The 13,356-nt window shown below is 59.1% G+C and carries 8 protein-coding genes; 5 read left to right on the top strand and 3 right to left on the bottom strand.

The window, feature by feature from the left end; translation table 11 throughout:
• Positions 1–162: 162 nt before the first annotated feature.
• From E8A74_RS50375 to tnpB, 3 genes are all read right to left on the bottom strand, one after another.
• Positions 163–1,356 carry a HEPN/Toprim-associated domain-containing protein gene (locus tag E8A74_RS50375; protein ID WP_136936359.1) on the bottom strand — a complete coding sequence of 398 codons (1,194 nt, stop codon included), beginning with the start codon at positions 1,354–1,356 and terminating at the stop codon, positions 163–165.
• 9 nt (positions 1,357–1,365) lie between these two features.
• On the bottom strand, positions 1,366–1,974 hold the full coding sequence (locus E8A74_RS50370; RefSeq protein WP_136936358.1) for a hypothetical protein: 609 nt from the start codon (positions 1,972–1,974) through the stop codon (positions 1,366–1,368).
• 653 nt (positions 1,975–2,627) lie between these two features.
• A complete protein-coding gene (gene tnpB / locus E8A74_RS50365; RefSeq protein ID WP_136936357.1) occupies positions 2,628–3,002 on the bottom strand; it encodes an IS66 family insertion sequence element accessory protein TnpB in 375 nt (124 codons plus the stop codon).
• Positions 3,003–3,427: 425 nt separating this feature from the next.
• Here tnpB and E8A74_RS50360 point away from each other — a divergent pair, with 425 nt between their 5' ends.
• The 5 genes from E8A74_RS50360 (at position 3,428) to E8A74_RS50340 (ending at position 13,250) form a co-directional block, all read left to right on the top strand.
• Positions 3,428–6,358, top strand: a complete 2,931-nt coding sequence (locus E8A74_RS50360; protein ID WP_136936356.1) for a pentapeptide repeat-containing protein — start codon at positions 3,428–3,430, stop codon at positions 6,356–6,358.
• 86 nt (positions 6,359–6,444) lie between these two features.
• Entirely contained in the window at positions 6,445–7,722 is a 1,278-nt protein-coding gene (locus E8A74_RS50355; protein WP_136936355.1) for a tyrosine-type recombinase/integrase, read from the top strand.
• A gap of 401 nt (positions 7,723–8,123) precedes the next feature.
• A complete protein-coding gene (locus E8A74_RS56260; protein ID WP_420814244.1) occupies positions 8,124–8,768 on the top strand; it encodes a very short patch repair endonuclease in 645 nt (214 codons plus the stop codon).
• Entirely contained in the window at positions 8,765–11,707 is a 2,943-nt protein-coding gene (locus E8A74_RS50345) for an ATP-binding protein (protein ID WP_136936353.1), read from the top strand. The genes E8A74_RS56260 and E8A74_RS50345 overlap by 4 nt, the downstream gene beginning before the upstream one ends.
• Positions 11,700–13,250 (top strand): response regulator receiver domain, encoded by a 1,551-nt coding sequence (locus E8A74_RS50340; RefSeq protein WP_136936352.1) that lies wholly within the window; start codon positions 11,700–11,702, stop codon positions 13,248–13,250. Before E8A74_RS50345 ends, E8A74_RS50340 begins: the two co-directional genes overlap by 8 nt.
• Positions 13,251–13,356 lie beyond the last annotated feature (106 nt).

Genomic DNA, 13,356 nt, shown 5'->3' with positions numbered 1-13,356 from the left:
ATGGCGGAGACCTATTCCGTGCAGGCTGGGCGAGCCGCGCGCAGTAGAGCACAGCCGTCTGGCCTTGTCGATCCTCGTCACGTAACTGCTCGGAATGATCTGGCTTTCTACCCGATCGTTGCTCTAGCTCCGGGGCGCTCGCGACGATAATTCCACAGGCTGTTAGGGAACTGCTCCCGTACAAGCAGCTACGAGGTGAGCCCAGAGACGGTCAAGCTTGGAATAGTCATACTCTGTCCCTCGCTTGACGGCTTCAATGAATCGGCGCGTGTACGAGTCCTTATTGAGGAGTTCTCCCTGGTAGGCGTCCAGCTCGGAATTGTAGCTTGTCCAGCGAATCGTCGGATCCATGCTATCGGGCGACGCGAGGTCCAGGAACCACTCGATAGACACGGCCCTCCCATTGATGTCCTCCCTAAGTGCGCCTGATGGTCCAAGGGCACGCACGTCTTTGCATTGGAGCAGACTGGGTAGCAGCGCCACGTGCATGCGTGGAGGCAGATTCAGCTTTTTAATCTTCTGGTAGGCCTCCCTGCCCGCGGTATCATTGTCTAACACTACCAGAATCCGATTTTGGATACGAATCCGCGCCAGCCCTTGGCAGAATCGATACAGGTTCCCGGTGCCGGTAAACGGATAATTCTCGGACATGTCGACGAAATCGAAGAAATCAGCTATGTCCGACGCGACGACTGGTAGTGAATGACGAAGGATAGCGCCATCCGACGAGCCCTCCGTTACAACTAGGCAGGACTCCGTGCGAGGAACGCCTTCGTACAGTGAATCCTCTTCGACCCAACCACCCTCTACCACGTCGGCGATTCGCCAGACAACGTCCTGATTCAAGTTTTGTGGATTCTCTGCTAGTAACCGGAGCGTGATGTACGGATCGACATTTTCAAAAAACGTACCCTCGTCACTGCGGATAGACCCCAAGATCTGCTCGGTCTTGGTAAACTGAGGGTCATTCATAATCGCCTTGGAAGCGTATTCACCAAGATCGTAGTCTCCTTCCTCCGGAATGCCGACGGCCCCGACGTTTACGTTCTTGAGCACGTTCGCGAACTGGGCATATGACAAGATAGGCGCGGGGTAGTAGCTCGGTACGTCTGATACTGCCTCATCGTAGCGTCGCTTGCAATCTTGTAGAGTGTAGCCCAGCATTTCGAGTCGTCTAGCGACCGATCGGAGGGAACGGACGAACGCTCGCTTCTGCTCCGTGATTCCACCGGCGTAATAGTACGTGGCGAGCTTGACGTCACCCGGGAGAAAGAGAGCAGAGTGATTCCGGAAAAAGTCGTTCTTACCCCAGTCGAGCTCAAGGGAAGCAAGCCCCAGACTGATCAACGAACCCATATTGCTTATTCAATCCTTGTCTGTGCCTTGCCGGGCAGCAACATGTTGAGGGCGCGGTGAGCTACTCGCTTGCAGTTGGAAGGGTCGACCATCCGGCCCAGTGGTCGATGTCGCGCTGGGAGACATACGGGAAGATGGCGAGGGCGAGGAGGGCGTCGTCGCGTTCGAGGCCGGCTGCTCGCGACCCCCGCCGACGAATGCCTTCCCTCCCACTGCCCGACGGGGGGTTACAATGGTTCGGAGGACGGTGAGTTCAGCGTCCTCTGTCTTCAGAATCCACGCAACCCGCAATTTCTTCAGAACATCGAAGATGGCTGCTTCGGAGTTCAGCTCCAGGCATGCGTCGCGGATCGCGGAGACAGGAAGAACATGCTCGAAGTGGAACGTCTGTCGTCCAGCATCGAACGCTGGTTGATCGTGCCAATTTTTGGAGTAGAGATCTACTCCCAGCCGTTCTGCCTCTTTCCAAGCCGCCGTGCTAACTTGCGGCGCAATGAAGTTGGTGCACTTCTTGATGTCGTCCGAAATGGATTCCAGGATGCGCGCCCGCTGGTTTGGGAGCAAGTCGATGCTTCGCAATGCGCTCGCTTTGGCGAGAATCGACCGGGCGAAGGGCATGAGTAGTTCGTCAGGCGTTGCCATAGGTCAGTTGCACCATGTCGCGAGGAGCCCGTCAACGGTTTGCCACACGACCTCCCCTCGGCAGCCTCAGTGATGCCTCTCCGCCGCCTCCCTGGCGAAGGGTTCGGCAGGAGCTTGAACACCCCCGGTCGTGGCGGACGGAATCCACCGTGTCGATAGCCCAGGCTCCGGCGACGGTCGCGGGGTCGGCCACGGGTGGAAGCAGGGCGGTGAAGACCTCCTCCTCCAGGTACTCTCCCAGCACCAGCCAAGGCAGATCCGGACTACCGAGCAGGTCTTCCAACGGCGGATAACCGGCCTGGCCCAGCTCGTCCGTGGTGCCGGTGAGGCCGGTCGTCTTCCTCTCCCTCGCGAATCCACTGCACGTACCGCTCGCGTACCCTATCCCGCAGCGCGGAGGCGTCTGCGGAGAGGACGAAGTGCGCAGCGCGGCGGCTGTAGACAACCATCCCGATCCGCAGAAATCCTCGATCTCGACAGCGATCACGAGTTCGCGCTGGCCTGCGAGGTCATGAGTTCGCCGCCGCGCTGGGCGCTTGCCGTGTGGGTGGCGTGATCGATGGTCCGGCCGTGCGGACGCGGGAGCGCGTTTACTCGTCGCTGCGACGTTGGCTACGGAGGACGAGCCCTCACGCGTGTTGCCGCGGCTGCGGGAGGAGCCGAAACCGCTTGCGGCGCTGGGCGTCGCTCAGATCGATGCCTTCGAGGAGCAGGCCCAGCTCGGCGGCGTCGACCTCGAGGTGGCGGACCGCAGGCGACGCAGGCATGGGGAGGTGGAAGCGTCCACGTGCGAGCCTCTTGGCGATGATGCAATAGCCGGTGCGGTCCCAGAACAGCACGCGGATCTGATCCCCGCGACGATTCCGGAACACGAAGAGGTGGCCCGAGGTGGGATCCTGGCCGATGATCTGCGCCACGGCAGCCGACAGGCCATCGAAGCTCTTGCGCATGTCCGCGGGCGTCGTGGCCACATAGATACGCAACGCGGGCGGGAGCGTGAACATCAGCGCGACTCCGAATCACGCAACAAGCCGAGGACGCGCAGCAGCGTTTCCTCGTCGAATCCCGGGCTGACGCGCAATCCCGCCAATCTGCATCCTTTCCTCGCGCGGTCCAAACGGGGCGAGCCCGGGGTAGACGCGCGTCTCGATCCCGAGAGGCAGAGCCGGCGCACGAGGGCGAGGTCGATGTTGCGACCCTCTCGTACGCGAGGTGCGCCTCGAGCTCGCCGCTGTCGGCGTCGAGCACGTCGAGGAGGGGGTGAGGTCGAGGGCGCTTGCTGATGTGGATGCGGGCGACGCGCGCGTGGCCGATGCGGGGAGGGGTTGGGGGCGTCGTCTCCAGCGGGGCGCAAGGCCGTCATAAACCGATGGTCAGGAGCGCTCCAAACCTGTAACATAGCCCTCGCTGAATCAGGAGGACCTCGAACATGGCAGACCTGTCAACCGCGATTTCCATCTTGGCCAACCTCATCGAGTTCGGCTTGAAGGCGAGTAGCGCCAAGGAAAGCAGCGGAATCGATGAGAAGGACATCGAGGCACTTAAGGCATTTCTTGAAACTGGTGGCGTGTTCGCCTCTCTGCGCGGCCGCCAGTCCGCAACGCCAGATGTTGCGGCGCGCCAACTCGGTTTGGTGACCAAGGCGTTCGGAATGGCATTCGGTAGACATTGGCAACACAACGAACTTGCCGCTCCGCAAAAGGGACGGAAATTATTCCCGTCTGGGTCTGAGCGAGAGCGGCGAGACGAAATTGAGGCCCGAACAAGATCCGCGGTACTACGCCTCGAAGCCCTTGGGGACCACCATGACCTTTCAAAGGATGAGATCCAGCGGGTTGATGCGCTCACGGGAAGTCCGCTCAATACACCCTATTTTTGCGCACTTTGGGATGCGTTTTCTGAGCCAGATTCCATCCGCCTAGGCTCACCGCCTGACGAACTGCCGGTTCTTTTTCTGAGCAACACAACGCGTCGTCAGTTTGAGCGCCACTTTCTGCTGGCTTATTGGGAAGCACTCGCTTCGCCAGCCGGAGAAGGTGTACGCGATTATATCGAAAAAGACCTTCGTTCGTACCGAAGGCTCTTGGTTCGTGAGATGCTGCTGGGAGATCTCGCCTCGTGGGGCGATCGTCATGTGTTTGGCAACATAGAACGCCATCGGCGGGATCCAAGCGATCCACTTCCCTTTTTGCCGCTTCGCGAAATGTATGTCGAGCCTTATGCTACTGCTGAGGATTGTGGTCGTCCGATTGGGACCCCTCGGCCTATTCTGGAGCAAATCTACGCCCTGTTGACACAACAGCAGCCGAATGTATTCGTAGTTAAGGCAAATTTTGGCAGCGGAAAGTCGCTCACCGCTCGCACGCTCGCAATGCAGTTGGCCAATGCCTACCTCAATACAAGCGGCGCCTCGACTGATGCGTGGTTGCCTATCTATATTCGCTGCGCAGATGACTTTTCTGGCGGTGGACTCGACATTGAGCAGACCGTGAGGCGTGCGTTGAAACGTCAGGCGGCAAGCTTTGACCTCTCGCTAAAGGCAAGCGATGACGCATTGGTTCTGCCGGAGGCCGAGCAGCGGGTGGTATTCCTACTCGATGGGCTTGATGAGGTTGCTCTGGGAGAAAGGCAGCTTGAGGCAATGTTTCAGGCCTTGAGGGATGAGGCAACAGCGCTCCAAAGATTCATTGTTTTTTCCCGCCCTGGGGCGCTCCCGAGAAATCTCGAAAAGTACGGCGTGGAACTGTACGAACTTCTCCCACTGCAGCGTCCATCGAGGTCGTCGGAGAATGAACAGACTAAGTGGCAACCGAAGGAAGATCAAATCGCTCTGTGGCTTGATCGCTGGAACGTGTTGGCGGGGCGACCTGACCCCATTACGCCAGCCCAGATCGCGCGACGCGGATTGGCAGAGGCTGCGACTACTCCCATATTGCTCCTCATGATTGCAGAGACGTGGGATGATCACGTGCGCCGACAAACGCCACCGAGCTTGGCCGAAATATATGAAGTGTTCTTCTGGCACATCGCTCGCGGCAAGCACGAAGCGGATCGAGAGCACAATAATACGGTATTCGATGCGTCTGAGCGATTGCTTAAGAAATTGCAAGAAAATGGCGAACTAGGTGATGAGGCACGGCCTCCCGATGCAATGCTTTGGCTGATGGCGCGCGTTGCGTGGGAGGCCAAGAAACTGGACCAGCAAGTTCCAGCGCTACCACTCCGAACGCGGCGCGTCGACAATATGATCGAGGAGGAATTGGGAATAGAAGAGTCCGAGGATGTGCTGCGAACAATACGCGTCGGACTCCTGTTGGCACTACAAGCAGACTTAGAATCGAAGTCAGATCATATCCTGTTTGGGCACCAGTCGTTCCGTGAGTTTCTGGTGGCCCGGCATTGGTCCGACCGCTTGCGCCGTATTGTGCGATTGCCGCACAGGCAACGGTCCGGGTATGAAGGGGCTCTGCTCGGGGGACGTTTGCTTGGAGATGAAGACAAGTCGTTCGACTTTTTACGATCGATGGTGAACGCGGAGTGTGACCCTCAGCGTCCAGCTTCGCCCGTCGGCTGGAGTGAGGTAGACCGTCGGGAGCTACAAGTCTGGTGTCAGGAAAAATTTGAGAATGATGACCAGGACTTTGGTAAAAGCAAGTCGCGAGCGATTTGGGCAGATCAACGGGCTGCGTTTCGCGAGGCTATATTGGCCATCGGTAGCAGCATCAAAGGCGTTCCAGAACTCGTGGATCAAACCGGTGCTGGACTCAGGTCCATTCTTGCATGGTTCTGGATGACCGGCAAGGGGCCGATTGTCATCGCGCCGCGCGCAAAATTACATGATTCGCAATTGGGTGCAGCTCGGCTGACTAGGGTTGACCTGCAAAAGACCGAACTGGTCGGCGCGAACCTGTCAGATGCGATGATCAGTGGGGGGGAGATGGATGGTATCGATCTGTCTGGCTCGACTATGATCGGTACCAGAATTGTAAACTGCGCGATGCCTGAAGCGTGTATGGATCGTACGCACGCCAGTTCGGCAATGTTCTACTCCTGCTTGATGGAGCGCGTTAAGATGAGGGTGGCGAATCTCATGGGGGTTCGCTTTGTTCATGTAAACTTGTCGGGGGCAGATCTCTCGGGTTCTGATGCGGATTGGGCATCTTTCGAGACGGCGTTCCTCAATGGTGCTGATCTTTCCAATGCCTCGCTTCGGTATGCGGACTTGAGTGAAGCCACATTGGACGGAGTTAAATTGTTGAACGCGCGGTACAACTCTAAAACTAAATGGCCCAGCGATTTCGATCCCGAAGCGCATGGTGCTGTTCAGGTTGTCGAGGACGATGAAGAAGATAAGGGATAGAACGAGCTCGGAAGGGTGCGCGCGCCGCACCATGCTACACTCCACCCCTCGCAGTTCGGCTGGGATGACCGGGAAAGGACCCGATCATGCCAATCCGGAAAGTCACCCGACACGGGCAATCCCGCCTGTTCATTGACATCCGCTACAAGACGAAAGACGGACAGCGGGCAAGGTACCGCAAGGATGCCCAGGTCCAGACGCTCCCCGGCGCTCGTGCCGAGGAGAAACGCGTCCTCCTGAACCTCGCCCGCTTCGGCACCCCGTACGCGCCCGAGAACGACGTTCCCGCGCCGCCGGCAGCATCCCTCGCCGGCTCCCCTCCCGCCCCATCCACCACCCCCGCCCTCTCCACGAAGACCTTCTCCGAAGTCGTCAGCGAATACCGCTCCACCTTCATGCTGACCGACCTCAAGGTCACCACCCGCCGAGGCTACGCGCTCGTCCTCGACCGCCACCTCCTCCCGACCTTCGGCGATCTCCCCATCGCCCAGGTCGACGGAGCCGCGGCCGCCGAGCTCGACCTCGCGCTCTCCAAGCAGGACCGCGCCCGCGCCACGCGAAACAACGTGCAAATCGTCCTCCGATCCGTGCTGCGTTTCGCGACGAGCCGCGGCTACCTCGCCGGCCTGCCCCCCGCGCTGCCTCGGCTCAAAGCCGCGGAGAAGAGCATCCTCGAAATCCCCTCCGAAAGGGACATCGACACGATTCTCGCCTCCGCGGTCCCGTCCCAGCGCCTCGCGTTCGCGCTCATGGCGTACGCCGGCCTTCGCCCCAACGAAGTCCGCGCGTTACGTCGGCGCGACGTGCTCCTCCCCGGGACAAACGGCGAGGCGCAAGGCGGCTTCCTCAGCGTGCGCGAAGGCCGCTCCTACGGCGAAACGCACACGCCGAAGACGGGGCAACGCGAGATTCCCATCACGGCCCCGCTCGCGCGGCTCCTCGAGCACGTGGAGCACGGGCCGAAGGATGGGCGCATCGCGCTCAACCAGCAGGGCAAGCCGTGGGGGCAGTACGGGCTGACGCAAGCCTTCGAGCGCGTGCGCGACCGCGCCGAGCTCGGAGGGTGGAGCGTGTACGGGCTGCGGCACTACGCGATCACGTCGTGGTTGAGGGCCGGGGTGCCCGTGCATGTGGTCCAGCGCATGGCGGGGCACAAGCACCTGTCGACGACGCAGGGCTACGTGCACCACCTGAAGGAAGACCTCGCCGAGGCCGCCCGGAGGATCGCGAAGGCGACCGAGGGGCGGGGCAACAGCGGGGCAACGGAACCCGGCGAGCCGGAGCAGGGGCAGGGCAACGGACGGGGCGACGGTGGGGCATCGCACGGTCCGCGTCCGGTCAAGGGGCGAGCCCGGAAGGGGTGACCCTCACCACGGAACCGCTCGCGACCCACCGGGGCCGACGAGGGGGACCTGGGGGGGTTGGGGCAACAGTGGGGCAACGCGTTTCCAGACGGCCCCGGGGCAACGCGGGGCAACGCACTAACCCCTCGAAATCATTGGCACCCCCGGCAGGAATCGGACCTGCGACCTTCGGTTTAGGAAATGCGGGCTCGGGGCGCGAGATAGTCCTCGCTAACCTCTGAGAAGAACAACGGAAACAGCATCATTCCAGCCACTCTTGCGAAGTTTGACCGGGAAGGGGAGGCGACATGGTGAGACGTCTGGGGACGTCTTGGGATGTGGGTTGAGGCCACAGTGAGGCCACGAGGGCCCAGGCATCCTGGCAGCTCAGTCCGCGCGGTCCAGGCACGGACCGCCCGCACGTGTCCCTGGTTGCCAGTGAGCGAAACGTTAGCGTATCATGGAGTGTCCCTGTGCAGGCTCCCCTCTCTCGCTCTGAGAACATGTCTCGCATCAGAAGCCGAGATACTACGCCGGAGCGCGTGTTGCGGGGAGTGCTCCGGCGCGCTGGCCTCCGTCCCCAACCACACCCCAAGCTGCCCGGGGCCCCGGATGTTGCGTTCGTTCGCCGGCGTGTCGCCATCTTTCTCGATGGCTGTTTTTGGCATGGCTGCCCTCAACACTACATAGCCCCGACCACCCGCTTCTCCTTCTGGGCGGACAAGCTGCGCCGCAACGTTGAGAGGGACGCCGAGGTGGACGCCGTGCTTCAGGGGATGGGCTTCCGTCTTGTCCGCCTCTGGCAACATGAGCTTACCTACGTAGGCGGCTTACTTGCGCGTGTGGGCGCCGCCTTAGACGAACACGCAGATCCAATTCCTCCGGCATTTTGCGATGGTAAGATTTGGTGGGCTTGTGCGTGCGGATCGGTCGACGTGCGTGTAGTCTCAGTAAGCGAACGTGGCTCTCTAAAACCCGCCGGGAAGGTGCGTCCCGCAGCCGCCTCACTGCGATGTCGCTCCTGTAGCCGGGGGTGGATCGTGCCCGTACCGGAGAAGCTCATATGAGCGACGCGCGCTTCCGTACCCGAGCCCGGACGATTGACCATCTGGGACGAAATCAGATCGCCGACTGCCCAACCGCGATCAGTGAGCTGTGGAAGAACGCATACGACGCCTATGCCCGGGATGTAGCTTTACATATCTTCGAGGGCAAGGATAACCCCACTCGCCACATGGCTGCGATCGTGGACAACGGACACGGGATGAGCCGGACCGAGTTCGTTGATAGATGGCTGACTGTCGGAACCGAAAGCAAGGTGGGTTCAGCACGGACTCCGGAGGCCGATCGTCTCGGTCTCCCAGAACGCCCAAAGCAAGGCGAAAAGGGCATCGGCCGGTTATCTGTTGCATATCTGGGACCCCTAGTGTTGGTAATCTCGAAACGCAAGGGGCAGCCTTTCGTTGCGTCCCTGATCGATTGGCGTGTTTTTGAAAATCCATATTTGGTGTTAGACGACGTTATCGTTCCAATCGAAACATTCGAGGACAAGAACCAGCTGTTCGCTGCCTTTGAGCGAATGCGGACGCTCCTGAGCGAAAACGTATGGCCGGCTCATGCCGGCTCCGCACGAGGGGATCGTGTGCGTTCTGCGTGGGAACGATACGACGCCGCCCTCGTCGAAGCTGGGAAGCCAAAGCTCTCCGACGAGATTGCTTCGACCATTCTTGCGTTCGAAGAACTTACTGGTCAGCGGTTGAGGTGCTGGGCGCCATGGGCTGGAACTAGCGAATGTGGCACGGCACTCTTTGTATTCGACATCCGGCGCGAGCTTGCCGTATGGGTCGACCCGACAGTTACAAAAGAAGATGCGGAAGTCAGCGCGTCTACCAAGCTGCTCGAGGAGACACTCATCAATTTTGTCGACCCCTATAGAGGCGACGAGCGCAAGGACTTCAGGTACGAGTTAGTCGTCCATGCTGGCGGCACAGAGACCCACAAGCTGAGATGGGATGACACGATTCCCATCGAGGAAATTAGAGGGCTCGAGCACGTCGTCGAGGGCGAAGTCGACGAATTTGGGGTTTTTACTGGGAACATTCGGGCCTTTGGCAAGAACCTCGGAACGGTGGTGCTGCCCCCGCCGCGAAAATACAACGCAGATCGTGACAGCGCGGCGTACGTTGGACCGTTCAAAATATTGATTGCAACGTTTGAAGTCAACGCGTTCAATTCTTCGCTCGTACCAGAGCAACATGCGCTATGGACCGAGCGTCAAGATCTGTACGCCGGATTTGCCATCTATCGTGACAGCCTTCGAGTTCTTCCCTACGGACGGCAAGCTGGCGATATATTTGAAATCGATTATCGAAGAAGCAAGAATGCCGGACGGTACTTCTGGGCTTACCGTCGTACATTCGGCCGCGTTGCGCTGACTAGGGAGGGCAACCCGAACCTCGTGGACAAGGCTGGACGCGAAGGGCTTAGAGACAACCAGGCAAGACGCGAGTTCAAGATTTGCGTCATGGGTCTTCTGAAGACCACGGCTCAACGCTACTTCGGCTTCGACGCTCCGGATCGAGCAGACATCATTCGGCAAAACGAGGAAGCATATCGAGCGGCCCTGAAGGCAGCCGGCACGCGCTCACGTAAGCAATTTCGTGACGACCTGCGCAAGAATGAACCTCTTCTTGAAAGCGGGCTCAATGACCTTCGAAGCACGCTTGAGGCTGTGCGAGTCGCAGTCGCCACAGACCCTGCTGCACTCAACAAGTTTGAGGAAAAGGTAAACGCGCTCAAGCGTCGGAAGAATGACTTGGCGATCGGGCAACCGCCGCGGAGCATGGACGAGGAGGACGAGCAACGCTACCGCGCATACCGCGATCGCCTCCGTGAATATCGCGAAGGCGCCGATTATGTCATGGAATGCTGGGCGGAAGGGGTCGCGAGAGTTCGTGACACTGACCCAATGGCCGTTGCAACGAAAAGGCGGGATGAGCTTCAAGGTGAACTCAGCCGATCTCTGCACGAATGGCATAAGGCAACACAAGCAATTATCGACGAAGAGCAGGCTCGTGTGCTCGCCACTTTCAGGGCGGATTCGAAGCGATTCCCCGATGTAACGAGCAACCTACTCGTTGACCTCAGTCATGGTCGCATTCCCCTGGCCACGGTATTGTCACGTCTGGAAGCCGAGAGGGAAACGCTTCACCAAGAGTTTGCGGCCCGTCACACAGCGTACTTCCGCTCGCTCAAACGTCTGCAAGAGGGAGTCGACATCGAGGGCACGCTGAGATGGTCATCGGATGAATTCGATGAGCTAAAAGAGAGACTCACGCAGCTTCACTCGCTTGCTCAGCTTGGTGTCACCGTTGAAATCGTTGGTCATGAGTTCGAGTCGCTTGATGCGGAGGTTCGTCGAGGTTTGAGCCGGTTGCCCAAGGAGGCGCAGGCGACTGACGCTTTTCAACTCATCAAGCATTCGCACCTTTCGCTCATGCAAAAGCTGCGCTTCCTAACGCCTTTGAAGCTTTCGGGACCAAGACTTCGAGAAACGATCAGGGGCAAAGAAATCAGCAAGTACATGCGTGCATTCTTCGCTGATAGGCTTGAGGGCGGGCGGGTCCAGCTGTTGGTGACGGAGGCGTTCGACAGGATCGTCATTACAGACTTCCGCAGTAGGCTCTATCCCGTCTTCATCAACCTCATCAACAACGCACTTTACTGGGTCACGTTCGCTAAGAATGAGCGGTGCATCCGTCTCGACTGTGCGGGAGACGCCGTCGTTGTGTCCGACTCCGGAGAGGGGGTCGACCGGGACGATATACCACGTCTCTTCGAGCTTTTCTTCACCCGCCGCGTGGATGGGCGGGGCGTCGGTCTCTACCTTTGCAAAGAAAACTTGGGTGCTGGGGGGCATACCATTGAGTACGGCTCGGAGAAGCAGTACCGACTGCTTTCCGGAGCCAACTTCATAATCCGCTTCCGAGGTATTGAGCATGCCTGATCGCACCGGAGTTATCGGCCGACAGATCCAGCGGGCTTTCATCGATGGCATTCGAACAGTCGTTATCATCGATGATCAAATGAGCACGTTCGAGGAAGCTCTTCAGCCCTCGGCTAACGATGTTGAGCCGGTAAGCCTGTCGGAGGACGCGCCGATCGCACAGGCGGAAGATGTGATCATCGACGCAGAAAGTGACCTGAACGGCGACATTCCCAGCGCCATGTTTCGTGCACGACCTTCGCTTCGTGTGAGCAAGCCACGTGCTGCGACTACCCTGGTCAAGGAAAGGAGCGAGGATAGGGCTGCAGCCGCACTCGTCAAAGACTTTAGGAGTCGAGGGTGGCTATGTGACGTCGTGAACGCCAACTTTGGGGGTGATGCGGTAGACCGAGCCAAGAAGAGCGACTTGGTCGTCCTCGACTACATCCTTCAGGATGACGGAAGCGGTGCCATCAAGATTCTTGATGCACTAGCACACAGCGATCGCATGCACATCGTGGTCCTCTACACGCGGGAGAAGGAGTCCACGGTATGGCTCAATATTGCTACCGCATTGGCAAAGACGCCGATCGTACCTGACATGCCCCCTGGTGAGGAGGATCGCTTCAAGGACTGGGCGCTTGAGCAACAACCACCAACCGAGCAGGACGTCGTGCGATGTCTGAGTGGGCGGACGCGGATCCCCCCGATACCCGCGCGAAGCGGCAAGGCTAAGGAAGCACCAGATGTAATGCCGGACCGGTGGATTGCAATCAACATCCATCGAGCAGCGCGAGACACGCGAGAGCGACTGAGCCACTTTCGTGCCTCACTCCAATTACGGGATGTTGAGAACATGGACGCCTCGTCGGGTGAGGTGAAGTGGTTGCGCTGTGACAACGTGTTTGTCGTCGTGCAGCACAAGGCCCGCTTGAATCCTGGGGATCAAGATTTCGATGATGGTGCAAGCCTAGGACCTCTGGGCGGTGATGTGCTGGTGACTAAGATCATCGATGCACTTGGCCAATGGCAGCCTAGCGTGCTGCGCTTGATGCTTCGGTTTGCGCGTCATAAAATCGCCGAACAAGGGTTCGCTTCAGACAGCAACGTTCTCCGTGGCAAAAGTGGAGAGGCGGGGCTTCTCGTCTACGCGCGTACCGGATCTTTCGAGGAGCGAATCGAGCGGAGGCGACGCATCTACGCCAGGCTCTTCGAAAGTGTTATGCATACGCTACTCGAAGAGGATGATGTATTTCACGTTGAAGAAGACGACGCACTCTTCACTGATGCGTTTTCAGCCGCGGGGGTGACGCTAGGCCTCAGTGAGGAGCACAAGCCCGACGTCTACTTCCATCTCAACGAGTTTCTTGCCCTCGAGGAAAAGTTACCGCCGTATCTTCGGACTGGCACTCTGTTCAGGATTCCCGGCACGGACAACGAAAACACACTCGGAATCTGCGTAACCCCGGAGTGTGACCTGGTGCCACGGAACCCACCTGCGGCCACAGACAATAAGCCGAAGCCAATGCGTGCCGTACTTTGGCGCCTAGGTGGCTGGTGTTGATCGCGAGCCCATCGACGACGGTCGATGGCCGCTCCTGTTCCCATGGCCGCCACGGTGCATATCGGACAGGCCACCTGACGGCTTATAACGGTTCGGTTCATCTTCT

Source organism: Polyangium fumosum, from assembly GCF_005144585.1.
In the GTDB taxonomy this organism is placed as follows: Bacteria; Myxococcota_A; Polyangia; order Polyangiales; family Polyangiaceae; genus Polyangium; species Polyangium fumosum.
Note: the sequence above shows the minus strand (reverse complement) of the source record. Positions and strands in the feature narration are given on the sequence as shown.

Coding starts and splice junctions, on each gene's coding strand:
- E8A74_RS50375 (WP_136936359.1), bottom strand. CDS start 1,356: ATGGGTTCGTTGATCAGTCTGGGGCTTGCTTCCCTTGAGCTCGACTGG.
- E8A74_RS50370 (WP_136936358.1), bottom strand. CDS start 1,974: ATGCCCTTCGCCCGGTCGATTCTCGCCAAAGCGAGCGCATTGCGAAGC.
- tnpB (WP_136936357.1), bottom strand. CDS start 3,002: ATGTTCACGCTCCCGCCCGCGTTGCGTATCTATGTGGCCACGACGCCC.
- E8A74_RS50360 (WP_136936356.1), top strand. CDS start 3,428: ATGGCAGACCTGTCAACCGCGATTTCCATCTTGGCCAACCTCATCGAG.
- E8A74_RS50355 (WP_136936355.1), top strand. CDS start 6,445: ATGCCAATCCGGAAAGTCACCCGACACGGGCAATCCCGCCTGTTCATT.
- E8A74_RS50345 (WP_136936353.1), top strand. CDS start 8,765: ATGAGCGACGCGCGCTTCCGTACCCGAGCCCGGACGATTGACCATCTG.
- E8A74_RS50340 (WP_136936352.1), top strand. CDS start 11,700: ATGCCTGATCGCACCGGAGTTATCGGCCGACAGATCCAGCGGGCTTTC.